Source organism: Allohoeflea poritis, from assembly GCF_027889715.1.
GTDB lineage: Bacteria > Pseudomonadota > Alphaproteobacteria > Rhizobiales > Rhizobiaceae > Hoeflea_A > Hoeflea_A poritis.
This window is the reverse complement of the sequence record NZ_JAPJZH010000023.1, coordinates 47,549-61,769: the sequence shown is the minus strand read 5'-3', so window position 1 is coordinate 61,769 and position 14,221 is coordinate 47,549. Positions and strand designations below refer to the sequence as shown.

Sequence of the window (14,221 nt, the reverse complement as noted above, 5' to 3'; positions counted from 1 at the left end):
TAGACAAAACGACGATTTTTGTCGTTTTGTTATATACGCCTTGCAGCGACCACCATCAAATCCGGAGTTACCCCATGAACACGCATGCTCGCGACGCTTTTGGACACGATACGACCGCCGACGAGGTGCTTGAAGGCATCGATCTGACAGGAAAACTGGCACTGGTGACAGGTGGGTCCAGCGGGCTCGGCGCTGAAACTGCCCGTGCCCTGGCGTCGAAAGGGGCGCGGGTCGTGATCACCGCCCGCGATCTTGCCAAGGCGCAGAGTGTGCTCGCGGACATCAAATCAGCCACGGGCAACCAGGATATCGCGGTCGAGGAGCTGGAACTTGCCTCCTTTGACAGCATTCGCGCTTTTGCGCAGCGTTTCCTGGAAAAATACGGCGCACTCGACATCCTCATCAACAATGCCGGCGTCATGGCTTGTCCGAAGGGCAAGACCGAAGACGGCTTCGAGCGCCAGTTCGGCACCAACCATCTCGGCCACTTCCTGCTGACAACCCTGATCGCGCCGGCGCTGATCAAATCCGGATCGGCGCGCGTGGTGTCCGTCAGCTCTGCCGGCCACCGTTTCTCGCCGGTCGTCTTCGAGGATGTCAATTACGAGAACCGGGACTATGAGAAATGGCAGGCCTATGGCCAATCGAAAACCGCCAACGCGCTCTTTGCGGTGGGCTTGAATGGGCGCCTCAAGGACCACGGCGTCGAAGCGTTCTCGATCCATCCCGGCGCCATCCCGACCGATCTCGCGCGCCACATGAGCGAAGAGGAGATCGAGGGTTTCCGCCAGCGGGCCGAGTCAGGCGAGATGCGGCTTAAAACTGTCGAAAGCGGTGCAGCGACACAGACCTATGCCGCAACCGCGCCCGAACTGGAGGGTCACGGCGGCGCCTATCTTGCCGACTGCCGGATATGCACGGTCGATGACACCATTGACGGCCTGTCCAATGACGGCATGTCGTTTGTGAGCTCCTATGCGATCGATCCGGAAGCGGCGGAACGGCTCTGGGTGCTTTCGGAGGAAGCCACTGGCGGGCGCCTCGCTGTCTAAGACATCGGCGGATCAACCGGATGCGGCGCGCGCGACGCGCCGCAGCATATGCCGCAATTCCTCGCGCTCATCGATCAGATTGAGCGCGACGGCTATGCCGGCCTTGTTGACCCCGAGATCGTGCTGAAGGCGCCAGGCTGTGCGGACCCGGGTGATGCTGACCGTTGAGAACCGCCATGTGGCGGGCGCGCGACCTTGCGGGTCGACAATGCCCTCTTCGACAAGTTCGACCACCCATTCGGCGCGCACGCCGCAGGATCGGCACAGTTCGGCGAGCGTGAGTGCTTCGATGACTTCGCCGGAGATCGCCTTTGCGGGTTTTTGTGCCATCGTCCTACACTCCCAGCTTTGCGCGCGGATCGAAATTCAACTGGCGCGCCATCTGTTCGTAGAGCGCACGATCCTCATCGGATTTCGCCGGCGGCACCGCGATCTGCAGCACCGCATAGAGATCGCCGGCCGGCTTGCCCGGTATGCCGCGCCCCTTCAGGCGCAGCTTCTGCCCGGCGCGGGCGTTTTGCGGAATCTTCAGTTCGACATTGCCGTTCGGGGTCGGCGCCTTGACCTTGCCACCGAGCGCCGCCTCCCAGGGCGTGATGGGCAGGTCGAAATAGACGTCGCGCCCTTCGACGGAATAGGCCCCGTCTTCGGGAAAATGAACTTCCATATAGAGATCGCCGGCGCGGCCCTGGCCGACCCCCGGCGTTCCCTGGCCGGCAAGCCTGATGTGCTTGCCTTCCGTCACGCCCTTGGGGATTTTCACCCGGATGGTGCGTTCCTTGACCGTGACATGGCCGTCGGCATCCATTTCCGGCGCGCGCAGGGAGATTGTCCGCGTCGCGCCTTCATAGGCATCCTGCAGGTCGATGGTGATGCTGGCGTGGTGGTCCTGACCGTGGGCGTGGAACGACTGGCTGTGCCGTGCGCCGGCACCTGTCTGGCGCGCGCGGCCGAACAGGGACTCGAAAAAATCGCTGAAGGCCGCTTCGTCGGCTTCCGTGTAGCCGCCGCCGGAGAACTCGAATCCCTCGTTCCAGTCGGGCGGTGCCCGGAAGTCCTGCCCGGCCTGCCAGTTGGCGCCCAACTGATCATAGGCGGCGCGCTTTTCGGGATCCTTCAGAACCTCGTAAGCCTCGCCGGCCTCCTTGAACTTGTCCTCCGCGCCGGGTTCCTTGTTGACGTCGGGATGGTATTTGCGGGCGATCTTGCGGTAGGCGCGTTTGACGTCGTCCTGGGTGGCGTCGCGTTCAAGGCCGAGCGTCTGGTAATAGTCCTTGAAATCCATCGGTGCGTTCCATAGCGGGCATGGCGGCGTGCATGCTGCGGGGTAGGGACGAAATTCCAGGCTCCGGAAGGGAGCCGTCATCAACTCTGAATTGTTCGCGCCGCTTTGTCCAGATGGGTATCCGACACGCGATTTCAATGGTTTGCGGGAAGTGTCGCGGGCAGGCCGGGCTTTGTCCCCGGTGTGCGACACTATGCTTCTTCGAGATATGGATGTGGAAGCCGGGTTGCTGGTATATCCAGTCAGGTCGGCCCTGAGTTTTTCAGTGGTCCTGCAGACGCGGTTCCAGCCATACGGCTTCAGGCGCGGTTGCGATCAACAGGCGCACATGCATGAAACTGAACGAAGCTTTCGCCTATGACCCGGACGATCCGGCCGAGCTGCGGGCCGAGAAGTTCGCCATATTCCTCGTCTCGATATGCTGCTGCATCGCCGGTTTTGCCTGGTCCGTGATGTATTTTTCGATTTTCGGCGCAGGTGTCATTTCCGGCTTCCCGCTGGTTTTCGTGCTGATCGTCGGCGCCGCGCTTTTCCTGTCGCATGTCACGGGAAACCATCTGATCGCCGCCTACTCGCAGATCGTCTGCATCATTTACATACCGGCGCTCATCCAGTGGCGGATCGGCGGCGTCTTCGATTCCGGGTTGGTGATTTTGTGGGCGCTCTGCGGTCCGGTCATCGCGCTGATGTACTTTTCGGTGAAAGAGTCAGTCATCTGGCTCACTCTCTATGTCATCAACATAGCCGTGACAGTGGCTTTTGACGCCTCCTTTGCCGCAAGCGGCGAACGGGTCCCTGATGAGACGAAGGTGATGTTTCTTTTCTTGAACCTGTCCATGGCGTCCGTGGTGGTCTTCGTCTTTGCCGGCTTTTTCGTCCGCTCGACCATTCGCGAGCGGGAGCGGTCCAACAGCTTGTTGCTGAATATCCTGCCGGAGAAGACCGCGCGATCGCTGAAATCGGACGAGGGCACCGTTGCGGAAAAACATGATGATGTCAGCATCCTGTTCGCCGATATCGTCGAGTTCACCGCGTATTCCAGCGGCAAGGGGCCGGAGGAGATCGTCGCAACGCTCAATGCGATCTTCACCCATTTCGACCGGCTGGCCGAAGATCACGGGCTGGAGAAGATCAAGACCATCGGCGACGCCTATATGGTCGTCGGTGGCCTGGCCGGCGGCGCGGATCATACGAGCCGGATCGCCGACCTGGCGCTGGCCATGCAGTCGTCGATCGGCCGGTTCGACAAGGATGACGGCCTGTCATTCTCCTTGCGCATCGGTCTGCACACCGGTCCGGTGGTGGCGGGCGTCATCGGCCGCAGCAAATTCGCCTATGACCTGTGGGGCGATACGGTCAATGTCGCCAGCCGCATGGAATCGACCGGCCTCGACGGTGCGATCCAGGTCAGCGAGGCGGTCTACCGGGCGCTTGACGGACAATTCGCCTTCGAGAAGCGCGGCAGCGTCGAGATCAAGGGCAAGGGGCTGATGGATGCCTATCTGCTGCTGCGGCGCCGCTGAAACCTGTTACGGCAGCAACACGGCCGCGCCGGTGATGGCGCCGGAACGCAGCTCGGCAAGCGCCCGGTTCGCTTCGGCCAGCTTATAGCGGTGGATCTCCGTCTCGATCGGTGCCGCCCTTGGCGACGGCTTTCAGCGCCGCCGGCACAAGCTTGGCGCCGGGGCGGTCGAGCACCATCGCCTTCGTCGTTTCCGGCAGCATGGCGTGCGGTCTCCTTTCAGCCGGCAAGCAGGCCCGAAATCAATAGTGCAGCGCAGGCGATGATGCCGCAATAGGGCACCCAAACCGGAATGATGAATGTGCCGGCGGGCGCTTCAGCGCCACGGCGCTTGATGCGGATGAGCGCGGCGCAGACCGTGATGAAGATCGACAGGGTGATGGCCGATGTCCACTCGGCCAGGCGGGTGATGGGAAACAGGAGCGCCAGTATCAAAACAATGATGGTGACGAGGGCCGTTGCGACCACCGGCGCGCGTGTCCTGGCATGGACCCGCGCCAGGACGGTCGGCAGGGCGCCGCGGCGGCCGAGGCCGTAGAGGATGCGTGCAGCCATCAGGATCTGCACGATGATGCCGTTGACCGTGGCGACGATGGCAATCAGCGTGATGGTCAGCGGCGAAAGCCCGGTGGTTTCCCTGAAGACCAGGGCCAACGGCGCTTCGGTCGCGGCGATTTCGGCTGCCGGCACCGAGGCCAGGGAGGCGAGCGCCACGAGCACATAGAGCGCCAGGCTCAGAACAAGCGTGATGAAGATGCCCCGCGACAGCGTTTTTTGCGGATTGACGGTCTCCTCTGCAATCGACGGGATGTCCTCGAAACCGATAAAGGCGAAGAAGGCGAGCAGGCTGGAACTGATGATGCCGAACCAGATGACGGAGGAAAAGGACGGCGGAACCATCTTGACCGCCTGGCCGGCAAAGTCGGCATCCGAGAAGGCGGCACCGGCGATAATGGCGATCAGGCCGGTGACCTCGATCAGCGTGAGCAGGCCCGCCAGGCCGATGGATTCGCGCACGCCGAAACCGGCAACGAGACCGGTCAGACAGACCACGCCGACCAGGAGCACCGTCGGAGGAAGGTCGATGACCTGAATCAGATAGCCCACGGCGCCATGGGCGATTGCCGCCGAGGAAACGATGCCGACCGAGGCGACGGCGAGGCCGACGATCAGGAACAGCGTCTTGGAGTTGAAACCGGCCTCAGCGAAATGCGCCTCGGCCGCGGCAAAGGGCAACCGGCCGGTCAGCTCGGCATAGCAGGCCGCGGGAAACAGCATGACAAAGCCTGCGATCAGAAAGGACAGGGGCGCAAACTCGCCGGCGCGGCCGATCACCTCGCCGATCAGCACATAAATGCCGGCGCCGACGGTTACGCCCAGCCCGTAAAAGACGACATAGGGCAGGGTGAGCGTCCGCTTCAGCGATGTGTCAGGGCCGTCACCGGCCGAAACCGTATCGGGTGCCATCCGTCTAGGCTCTCTTCTGGCCTTGTGTATCGCGTCCCAGTATCGCAGGTCCTGCACATGCGCGTGTTGAGCGAAGTCAATCGCGTACACATTTGTCGTCTTTCGGCCGCTACTCCTCGGTGTGGAAAACGGTGAGTTGAACAATTGCTATGGTGATCAGCGGTGCGGCAACGGAGGTGACGGCGACGACGATCAGCAGCCAGCCGAGCGAACCGTAATCCGCGGATGTGACGATTTCACCGGTGGCGCGGTCGCGCACCTCGCGGGTGACGACGAAAATCTGGTTGAGATATTTGGTTAAAAGGCTGCTTGCCGACAAAGCGAGATTGGTGAAAGAGGCCATCACCGCGAAGAAGGTGGCCTTGAGTTCGAAGGGCGCGTTCTTGGCGATCCAGGCAAGCATCGGGATCATGGCGATCTGGCCGAGCGGCGATTCGATCGCCGTGTCGATGAGCGCGATGAACCGGGCGTCGACCACGCCGCCGGTCAAAGGCCCGGTCCAATGGTGAAGACCGTAATAGAGCCCGATATTGGGCAGAGACAAAACGCCTGCGGCGATGGTCAGAAGCACGACGATATCGGTGATCGTCTTCGTGGCGATCAGCGGGCGCAGGATGATCATGCCGGCGAGTGTCAGCATGGAGGCAATCAGGGAGAGAACCGAAAGGAACTGCTGGTCGAAGCCGAGAACGTCGATCGAGAACCAGGTGGCGCCGGCGCCCGGCAGCGGAACGGCGCGGAAGACGAAGATGATGATCGCCGTGCCGATCAGCGCCCGCGCATGAGCCTTGTCGAGCGCCGCGATCAGCTGCCGCATCAGAACAAGGACGATGGCCATGGAGCCGGCAAAGACGATCTCCTGGGAAAAGGCAATGTTGGAAAGCCCCACCAGGAGCGTCAGGGCGACGAAAAGGCCGCCCCCGATGAAATACCACCAGTTGGCCTCGACCTTGCCGACCGGCCGGTCGACGGCGGCATCGATTTCCTCGGCGCTCATGCCACGCCGGCGCAGCTCGCGCCGCCGCCGGGCCTTCATTACCGAGGCGAGAAAGACGCCCGACACCGAAATCGCCGGGATCGCCAGCGCGGTCAGGTAAATGCGCGCATAAACGGCCGCCTTGTCGTCCTGGCTCATCTCTTCGACGCCGGCGAACATGAAGATGTTGAGCGATGCGACGAAGACAAGACCGCCGATGAGGGCGATGCGGCCCAGCGTCTGCATGGCCGTGTGCAGCGCTTTGGTCTCAGCCTCGCCGAGGGGCGTTCCATCGAGCGCGTGACGCGGCACCGCCTCGACCGACATGGCATCGGCGACCGAATCCTGGATGACATAGCCGCTCGGGGCGAGCAGGACGCTCAGGACATACCAGGCCGATATCGGCATGATCGCGACCATGTCATCGGTGTAGGCGATCAGTGCGAACATGATCATCAGACTGGCGGTGACCAGCCCGGCGCCGAGAAAGATCAGCGCGCCCTTCCAGCGCCAGATGAGATCGACCAGGTGCCCCATCGGCATCTTCAGCGCCCAGGGAATACCGGCCCAGAAGGTCAGGCCTGCCAGGAAAGCCGCCGAAAGGCCGAGATATTCCTTGACGAAGAATGTGCCGACAATGGCCGTGAGGCCCGATATGCCGGCGGCGAAATAAACCATCAGCGGCGGCAGGTACGACCAGCGGAACTGACGGTAGAGATCGACGAACACAGCTTCCGCCAGACGGCGAAAATACGGCTTCTTGTGAACGGCGGTTTCGGACATTGTCTCCCCTTGCGACCATAATAGTGCATCCCCGCGCATGGCGGTGCATTGACGCCGGTCAATGAAGGTCCAAAGCGTGCGTATCAGGCCGAATTCCGGCCCTTCACCTTATTGTTCAAGTTGAACCGTTTGAGATCACCATATTGTTAGTGCCTGCAACCTTTTGAAATCATTGCGATGATACCGGCGGGTTCATGGGTGGAGTTCATATCCGGTGACAGGCGGATGCGCGTGTCCTGATGCGTTTGTTTAACAGCGCCTCGCTCTACGCTATGTTTGTTTTCATGACCGAGGATGAAAAAAAGACCATGGACGATCCGGCACAACCGCCGGCGACGGAATTCGGCGAGACGCAATCGGTCCTGGCGCTCGAGCATATGACCGGGCACTGCCGCGGGACCGTCACCTGGCTGTGGCAGCCCTCGGTCCATCTGCGGCTCGGGCCGTACGGCCACATGCATGTGGCCGAAGAGTTCGACGCGGCCCGTGAAGGCTGGGCGGCCCGGATATTCCGAGCCGAGAGCGGCTACGAGATCGAAACGGCCGAGGGCGCGGAACTTTGGGTCAATGGCGAGCCGGTCACGTCGAAAGGGCTCAACCAGCACGACACGATCGAGTTCGGCAATAACGGCCCGATGTCGCGTTGCCATATCTATGACAGCAAGCATCCGATGCGCGAGAGTGTCGGCGGCATCTTCGGCGATGCGTTCGCCTATTTCCGCAGCAGCCGCCAGCCATTGGCGAAGCGCCTTGCACGTACGTGCCGGCAGGCGGCTTCGGGACTTGCCGGCAAGACCACGATCCTGTTCCGGTTTTCCGTTGTGCTTGCCATCGTTGCCCTTGCCTGGCTGGTCTACCAGCAGGGCAAGATCAATACGCTGCAAAATACGCAGATTGAAAGCGGCGTGGCGGAACTGGAGAATTTCTCAAGCTCCTTGGCCCGTTCGCAGGAAGAGGCGCTACGGTCGGAGGATCTGGAGGCGCTGAGCCAGGAATTGCGCGGCCAACTGGCGACGACGGCCGAGCGCGTGACCGATATCGAGCGCCGCTCGGAAGCGAGCGCCAAGGTCGTTGCCACGTCGATGTCATCGGTGCTGTTCCTGCAGGGCGCGTGGGGATTCAAGGAAAAGGACGGCGACCGCATGCTGCGCATAGTCGTCGACGCCAATGGAAAGCCGATTCCGATGCCGAGCGGCCTGCCGTCCTTGTCACTCGACGGCACCGGGCCGGTGGCCGAGCGCCAGTTCACCGGAACCGGCTTCGTGATCGGCGACAACGGGCTGATCGTGACCAACAAGCATGTCGGCGCGCCCTGGGACTATGACGCCAATGTCAAGATGATGCTGGCGCAGGGCCTGGAGCCGGTGATGACGCGTTTCATTGCCTATATTCCGGGCTTGTCGGATGCCGTGCCGGTCGAACTTGTGCGCTCGAGCGAGACGGCGGATGTCGCGCTGCTGCGGCAGACAGAGCAGGTCTTCCAGACCAAGGGGCTGCGCCTCGCCGGAGCGCCGCCGGCGCCGGGAGACGAGATTATCCTGATGGGCTATCCCACCGGGCTGCGCTCCATGCTGGCCCAGGCCGGCGAGAGCTTTGTCGAGGCGTTGCGGGAAACCGGTGAAACCGGCTTCTGGAGCGTTGCGGAGCGACTGGCTGTGGCGGGCCGTATCATGCCGCTGGCAAGCCGCGGCATCGTCGGCGGCGTCTCGCGCGAGACAATCGCCTATGACGCCGAAACCACCCATGGCGGAAGCGGCGGGCCGGTGCTCGACGTCTATGGCAATGTGGTGGCCGTGAATACGGCGATCCTGCCCGAATATGGCGGCTCCAATCTTGGCGTTCCGGTCGCCAGAGTGCGAGAACTGCTCGATCAGGTGGCGTCGAACTGATCAGATCCCGTTTGCCGCAATCAAAAAGGCGCGCCGCGATTGCGGCACGCCCCTCAATTCATCTCAGCCGTCAAGATTTCGAACGGTGCCGTTCCGTTAGCGGCTGATCGAGGCCACCCTGGCCGGGCGATATCGGCTGACGACGCGCTCGCTGCGGAAGAAAACATGGTCGCCGACGCGGGCAAGGCGCTCGAGCTTCTTCGACCAGACCGGCCGCACGTCATGACGGTGATAGTGGGTCATGCCGCGCAGCATCGCCAGGGGCGTGCCGGATACCGTGGCGCCGTCCATGCCGGCATCGAATTTCGCGGTGAATTCCGCAACCTGCATTGAGCGCGCGAATGCCGCCGTGTTCTTCGGAAAGTCGCTGAGCCGGTCGCAGGCAAAGGAAAACTGGCAGCGGTTGCGCTTGTGGGCGTTCTGGTAGACGACGCCGCAGACCGTGTCCGGATAGGCGCTGGAGCGCACCCGGTTGAGGATCGTTATGGCGACGGCATGCTGCCCGGACAGCGGCTCGCCGCGCGCCTCGTGATAGATGGCGAGCGCGAGGCAGTATTTCTGCGCGCCGGGCGCCGAAAACCGCACCTCGGGCACGCGCGGCGTGACCATCAGGAAACCCGGCGAAGCCAGGGTCATCTTGAGCGCGAATACGGAGGCGGCCTTTGCCGGGCCCGTCAAGGCCAGCGCCATCAGCATCCATATCGCTATCGACGTGACTATACGAAACATCACAACATCCCTTCCTCGAGGGAGTGTGACGCAATCGAATCAAGATTCAGGTAAGTCTAACGTGTGGATTTTATTGAGTATTTTAATGGATTGTTAGGCATAAACGGCAGGGTTGGCCCGGGGCGGAGCGCTTTCCATCGACAGCTGGCGCGGACCAAGATCCGGCCTTTTCCGCCCCGCAGCCGCCGCAAGATTAATTCGCGGTAATGGTTGCCGGTTTTCGCTTGTAAACGCCCGTTTCGTCGCCATCTCACAGTCAAATATTGCGATCAATGGAGGATTGACGATGGCCGATTACGACCTTGACACCGATGCCTATCTCAACACGATCTCATCGGTCGACGAGCAGGACGATCTCGACATCTTCTCGACCCACACGCTGTTCGAGACGATGGGCGATCCCGCCGGCAAGTCGGTGATCGATCTTTGCTGCGGCGACGGGCGGTTGAGCTGGAAGCTGCTGGAGATGGGCGCGAAGTCCGTCATCGGCGTCGATATCTCGGGCGAGATGCTGAAACGGGCCGAGGAAAAGCGCAAATTGCTGCCGGTCGACGAGCAGGAAAGGATCGGCTTCGTCAGGGCGGATCTGCGCAATTCCGGGCTGACGCTGCCGCCGGTCGATATCGTCACCGGCCTTTATGTGTTTCACTATGCCGATACGCCGGAAGGCATCTGGGGCATGGGCCGTTTCATCTCCCGCAACCTGAAGGCGGATGGCCGCTGTGCGCTGGTGACCCTGAGCCCGGATCTCGACCCGGAAGGCGATCACTCGCTGGCGCAGGCCGAGGCGGGCATATCCATCCAGTACCAGAGCGGGCCCGAATCGAGGTTCCGGATCGGCGAATTCAGCTGTCCGGTCTGGCGCTGGGACCGAGACGTGCTGGAACGCGAGCTCGGCATGGCGGGACTGCGCGATATCGCCTGGGAAGGAACCGATCTTCCGGACAGCCGCCCGGACCTGCAGGCGCGCTATATGGAGTGGCGGAAGAACCCGCAATGCGTGGTCTTCTCGGCCCGAAGGGCACGTCTGATATAGAACGGAGGCTCCGGATCCTTGCCGGCAAAGGATTTCGACCTGGCGGCGGGTCGTTCTTCGCCTAAAGTCGCCGCATGGCACATCGATATGAACGCATCGTCATCCTGACCGGCGCCGGGCTTTCGGCCGAATCGGGACTTTCGACCTTTCGCGACAAGGACGGCATCTGGTCGAAGGTGCGCATCGAGGACGTGGCGACGCCGGAAGCCTTCGCGCGCGATCCGCAGGGCGTGCTCGACTTCTACAACGGCCGCCGCAACAATTCGCGGGGCGTGGAGCCCAATGCGGCGCATGCGGCGCTGGCGCGGCTGGAAGCCGATTATCCCGGCGAAGTGTTGACGGTCACGCAGAATATCGATCCGCTGCACGAGCGGGCGGGAACGACGAACCTCATTCACATGCATGGCGAGATCCTCAAGACTCTGTGCCATCATTGCGGCGCGCGCGGGCCCTATGACCGCGACCTTATGGTGCACGAAGCGTGTGGACACTGCGGCAGGGAGGGCGGCCTGCGTCCGGATGTCGTCTGGTTCGGCGAAATGCCCTACGAGATGGAGCGGATCTACGCGGCGCTGGGTGTGTGCGATCTTTTCATTTCCATCGGCACAAGCGGCAATGTCTACCCGGCCGCAGGCTTCGTCGCCGAGGCGCGCGGCGCCGGCGCCCGGACGGTCGAACTCAACCTCGAACCGTCTGAGGGCATTTCCCATTTCGACGAGGCCATCCACGGCAAGGCAACCGAGGTGGTGCCTGCCTATGTGGAGCGGTTGTTGGCGGGATAAGCCGGGGTCAATTCACCGATCGCCGCGCATACCATGGTGCCATTCCGCAAGATTTGCGCGTTAAAGCCTGGCAGCCTGAACATGCATCCAGTCGTAGTCCCTGGCCCGGCCAAGGCTTACCCAGCCTTCAGCTTCCCATAACTCCCAGAATTTGACGGCATCGGGTTTCGCCAGGCGTGCTAATCTGTGATCCCATTTCAGCCGGTTCCGCGCCGGATCGAAATCGATCGCGATGCCCCAGGCATGAGTCGAACAACGGCTGCCGCCCCTGATCTTGCGACAGTTGTAGCAACCTCCAAACAGGTTGATACCAAGCTCTTCAACACCATCGTCGTCGTAGTGCTGGTATACTTTATCAAGCACCCGGGCAGCACTGTCGTGAACCATTTCGTGAATGGAAAATCCGCTGATGGTCGTGTTCAAATCCCAGGCGATCCGCATCGGGAAGGGCAGTTCAAGACGTTTGAGCTTGACGGTACCTCTGCCACAACCTTCGCTATGGTCGTTTGGTGTGCATTCTTTGCCAAAGAAGTTCACCAGCTCATCCCGTCTCGGCCAGGTGTTCATCTCGGTGAGTACGGGTTCGAATGCGGGTGTGTCACCACCGCGCTCTAGTTCGTCACGCCATTTGTCCGGTGGCATGTTTCGAAGTATTCGGTTGAATGCAACAAAGGCAGCCTCGGTCAGTGGACCGAACAGTCCGTCGATGCGGCCGACGTCGATGCCTAGATCCCTGCACACCAACTGACCGATAGCAATTTTCTTTCTGGCGTTCGACCAGGTGTGCCAATTTCCGGAGACGATCGCCGAGTTTCTCTGAAGAGCCCGGTCAGCGGCTGCGAGAGACATGGGACCAAAGAGCCCGTCTATTTCGCCAGTATAGTCTCCCCAGGTTACCAATGCGGCCTGCAGCTCGTCATCTTCGATAACCGGTCGAATTACCGATGACACCGGGTCGGGATCGAGGCTGGTGCCCGGCATGCCCTCCGCATCGTAGCCATGCGCGAAGGTCCAGGTTCCACGCCTGTCGCGAAGTGCGACCGCCATCACGTCGTTCAGTCGATTGGTCCAGCCCTTGATGAACCTCACGGCATGCGGGCGGGTCAGATATCTCTGTTTTCTGGCATCGGCAAGACTCACGGCCAGTGCAATCAGATCATCTTCATTCCCCGTCGCCTCTTTGAGCGTGTTGATGTCGTTGTTTCCAAGTTTTCCGTTTTGTTCTACCCCCAACGCTTCTTCAAGAAACTGAACCATAGTTTTGGTGCCGTGGTTGACGGCACCATCCATGACAATCAGGTCGATCGGTTCGGGCAGTTTCCTTCCCTTGATGACATCGTAGTAGCGTGATCGAAAAATTTCCTCGGCTTCTTCTCGGGTTAAGTTCCTGACTTCTTTCTTGGAGACAGCAGGAACTCCCCGCCATTTGGCCAGGACCTTGTGTGTAATACCCATGTTGGTGGCGCCGCCCGGGTCGTCTGGGTGATCGACATATCCGCCCTCCCATCTAAACACGGTCTCCATAATCTCGTTGAATCGGCTCATGTTCAGCACCCCCTAAATGTGAGAAAAGCTTCTCAACTGAAAGTAATTTACTTTTGGATATCCGCACAACTAAAACAAGAAAAATTTTTTGTTTCGAGAAGCAAATTTTTGCGTGATCGGCGATTGTAAACTACTTGAGTATGTAGGTTATTTTGATTTGCGTTTGCTGCAGCGCTGAACACTTGATGCGGTTCAATTATACTTGAGCCGCTGCCGGACCTCGAAGTAAGCGACTTATTTTGCTTCGGCTTGAGATCTTGAGATGTCAAACAATGCTGTTCGCGTCTCGTCATCCGAGGGAAACAGCAGCTCGATGCGCAGTTCGGAGAGCGCGATGTCCTCTGCTGAGCCGAACTGGGCGATGGTGGAGAAGAATGACAGCACCTTGTCGCCTGCACGGTAGCGGGCCGGAATGATGGCGGGCAGCGGATGGTTATTGCCGCCGGTTCGCGGTCCCAGAGCCAACTCCAGCCTATCAACCGTTGCGTCGAGCACGTCATCGCCGCCGAGATGGGCGCTTTCGGTGCGCAGGCGCACAATCATGTGCTCGGCGACCTCGCGCCAGTTTTCCAGCACAGCCTGCATGCGTTTGGCATCGGTCAGCGCCTCCAGGAGGCTGTCGCCCTCAGAAACGCCGGCACCGCCAAGCAGCAGGCCGCCGGACCGGTTGGCCTTGACGACGGTCCAGTGGCGGTCGAGCGCCATGGCCGGGAAGGGATCGTGCCGCTCCAGCGTCCAGTCGACGGCGGCGCGCACATGCGCCATGTCGGCATCGTCGAGGTCGCGCTTTCGATAGGCCGGAGCGAATCCGGCGGCGCCGAGAAAGGCGTTGCGGGCGCCGTGCGGCAGTTCCAGCGATTCCGACAGGAGCCGGACCATGGAGCGGCTCGGGCGCGAGCGTCCCGTCTCCAGGAACGAGATATGCCGGGCCGAGACATTGGCGGCGAGGCCGAGATCGAGCTGGCTCATGCGGCGCCGGCCGCGCCATTCCTTCAATGTGTCGCCGAATGCGTTCTGCATGTTTCTGTTCCCAATGAGCGGTTCGGTCCGCGTTTCACTATAGCGGCATATTTACGTCAGACACTTACCTCCAAGGTAATTGAGACGCATCAGCCGGGCCGCTATCCCATTGCCCATGTCAATTGCAAGGAGATG

General features: G+C 61.1%; 12 protein-coding genes. 5 read left to right on the top strand and 7 right to left on the bottom strand.

Annotated features, from left to right (window positions below):
- Window positions 1-74: 74 nt before the first annotated feature.
- Window positions 75-1,052, top strand: coding sequence for an SDR family NAD(P)-dependent oxidoreductase (locus OOZ53_RS24185; protein ID WP_271092349.1), 978 nt, complete (start codon window positions 75-77; stop codon window positions 1,050-1,052).
- Window positions 1,053-1,064: 12 nt separating this feature from the next.
- Here OOZ53_RS24185 and OOZ53_RS24180 read toward each other — a convergent pair whose 3' ends face one another.
- Window positions 1,065-1,382, bottom strand: a complete 318-nt coding sequence (locus OOZ53_RS24180; RefSeq protein WP_271092348.1) for a chaperone modulator CbpM — start codon at window positions 1,380-1,382, stop codon at window positions 1,065-1,067.
- Window positions 1,383-1,386: 4 nt separating this feature from the next.
- Window positions 1,387-2,337 (bottom strand): DnaJ C-terminal domain-containing protein, encoded by a 951-nt coding sequence (locus OOZ53_RS24175; protein ID WP_271092347.1) that lies wholly within the window; start codon window positions 2,335-2,337, stop codon window positions 1,387-1,389.
- Window positions 2,338-2,669: 332 nt separating this feature from the next.
- Here OOZ53_RS24175 and OOZ53_RS24170 point away from each other — a divergent pair, with 332 nt between their 5' ends.
- Window positions 2,670-3,860: an adenylate/guanylate cyclase domain-containing protein gene (locus OOZ53_RS24170; protein WP_271092346.1), complete on the top strand. Its 1,191-nt coding sequence runs from the start codon at window positions 2,670-2,672 to the stop codon at window positions 3,858-3,860.
- Window positions 3,861-4,078: 218 nt separating this feature from the next.
- Here OOZ53_RS24170 and OOZ53_RS24165 read toward each other — a convergent pair whose 3' ends face one another.
- Both OOZ53_RS24165 and OOZ53_RS24160 read right to left on the bottom strand, forming a co-directional pair.
- Window positions 4,079-5,326, bottom strand: a complete 1,248-nt coding sequence (locus OOZ53_RS24165) for an APC family permease (protein ID WP_271092345.1) — start codon at window positions 5,324-5,326, stop codon at window positions 4,079-4,081.
- 109 nt (window positions 5,327-5,435) lie between these two features.
- On the bottom strand, window positions 5,436-7,085 hold the full coding sequence (locus tag OOZ53_RS24160; protein ID WP_271092344.1) for an MFS transporter: 1,650 nt from the start codon (window positions 7,083-7,085) through the stop codon (window positions 5,436-5,438).
- A gap of 239 nt (window positions 7,086-7,324) precedes the next feature.
- On the opposite strand from OOZ53_RS24160, the gene OOZ53_RS24155 reads away from it, so the two are divergent.
- Window positions 7,325-8,974 carry a S1 family peptidase gene (locus OOZ53_RS24155; RefSeq protein WP_271092343.1) on the top strand — a complete coding sequence of 550 codons (1,650 nt, stop codon included), beginning with the start codon at window positions 7,325-7,327 and terminating at the stop codon, window positions 8,972-8,974.
- Window positions 8,975-9,070: 96 nt separating this feature from the next.
- Here OOZ53_RS24155 and OOZ53_RS24150 read toward each other — a convergent pair whose 3' ends face one another.
- Entirely contained in the window at window positions 9,071-9,703 is a 633-nt protein-coding gene (locus OOZ53_RS24150) for a cell wall hydrolase (RefSeq protein WP_271092342.1), read from the bottom strand.
- 286 nt (window positions 9,704-9,989) lie between these two features.
- Between OOZ53_RS24150 and OOZ53_RS24145 the strand changes: the two genes are divergently transcribed.
- Together OOZ53_RS24145 and OOZ53_RS24140 are read left to right on the top strand one after the other, a co-directional pair.
- Window positions 9,990-10,739 (top strand): class I SAM-dependent methyltransferase, encoded by a 750-nt coding sequence (locus OOZ53_RS24145; RefSeq protein ID WP_271092341.1) that lies wholly within the window; start codon window positions 9,990-9,992, stop codon window positions 10,737-10,739.
- 74 nt (window positions 10,740-10,813) lie between these two features.
- Complete coding sequence (locus OOZ53_RS24140) at window positions 10,814-11,521, top strand: NAD-dependent deacylase (protein ID WP_271092340.1); 708 nt, start codon at window positions 10,814-10,816, stop codon at window positions 11,519-11,521.
- Window positions 11,522-11,581: 60 nt separating this feature from the next.
- Here OOZ53_RS24140 and OOZ53_RS24135 read toward each other — a convergent pair whose 3' ends face one another.
- A complete protein-coding gene (locus OOZ53_RS24135) occupies window positions 11,582-13,066 on the bottom strand; it encodes a glycosyl hydrolase 108 family protein (protein ID WP_271092339.1) in 1,485 nt (494 codons plus the stop codon).
- 234 nt (window positions 13,067-13,300) lie between these two features.
- Complete coding sequence (locus tag OOZ53_RS24130; RefSeq protein WP_271092338.1) at window positions 13,301-14,086, bottom strand: helix-turn-helix transcriptional regulator; 786 nt, start codon at window positions 14,084-14,086, stop codon at window positions 13,301-13,303.
- Window positions 14,087-14,221 lie beyond the last annotated feature (135 nt).

Coding starts and splice junctions, on each gene's coding strand:
- OOZ53_RS24150 (WP_271092342.1), bottom strand. CDS start 9,703: ATGTTTCGTATAGTCACGTCGATAGCGATATGGATGCTGATGGCGCTG.
- OOZ53_RS24145 (WP_271092341.1), top strand. CDS start 9,990: ATGGCCGATTACGACCTTGACACCGATGCCTATCTCAACACGATCTCA.
- OOZ53_RS24165 (WP_271092345.1), bottom strand. CDS start 5,326: ATGGCACCCGATACGGTTTCGGCCGGTGACGGCCCTGACACATCGCTG.
- OOZ53_RS24185 (WP_271092349.1), top strand. CDS start 75: ATGAACACGCATGCTCGCGACGCTTTTGGACACGATACGACCGCCGAC.
- OOZ53_RS24175 (WP_271092347.1), bottom strand. CDS start 2,337: ATGGATTTCAAGGACTATTACCAGACGCTCGGCCTTGAACGCGACGCC.
- OOZ53_RS24180 (WP_271092348.1), bottom strand. CDS start 1,382: ATGGCACAAAAACCCGCAAAGGCGATCTCCGGCGAAGTCATCGAAGCA.
- OOZ53_RS24170 (WP_271092346.1), top strand. CDS start 2,670: ATGAAACTGAACGAAGCTTTCGCCTATGACCCGGACGATCCGGCCGAG.
- OOZ53_RS24155 (WP_271092343.1), top strand. CDS start 7,325: ATGCGTTTGTTTAACAGCGCCTCGCTCTACGCTATGTTTGTTTTCATG.
- OOZ53_RS24135 (WP_271092339.1), bottom strand. CDS start 13,066: ATGAGCCGATTCAACGAGATTATGGAGACCGTGTTTAGATGGGAGGGC.
- OOZ53_RS24140 (WP_271092340.1), top strand. CDS start 10,814: ATGGCACATCGATATGAACGCATCGTCATCCTGACCGGCGCCGGGCTT.
- OOZ53_RS24160 (WP_271092344.1), bottom strand. CDS start 7,085: ATGTCCGAAACCGCCGTTCACAAGAAGCCGTATTTTCGCCGTCTGGCG.
- OOZ53_RS24130 (WP_271092338.1), bottom strand. CDS start 14,086: ATGCAGAACGCATTCGGCGACACATTGAAGGAATGGCGCGGCCGGCGC.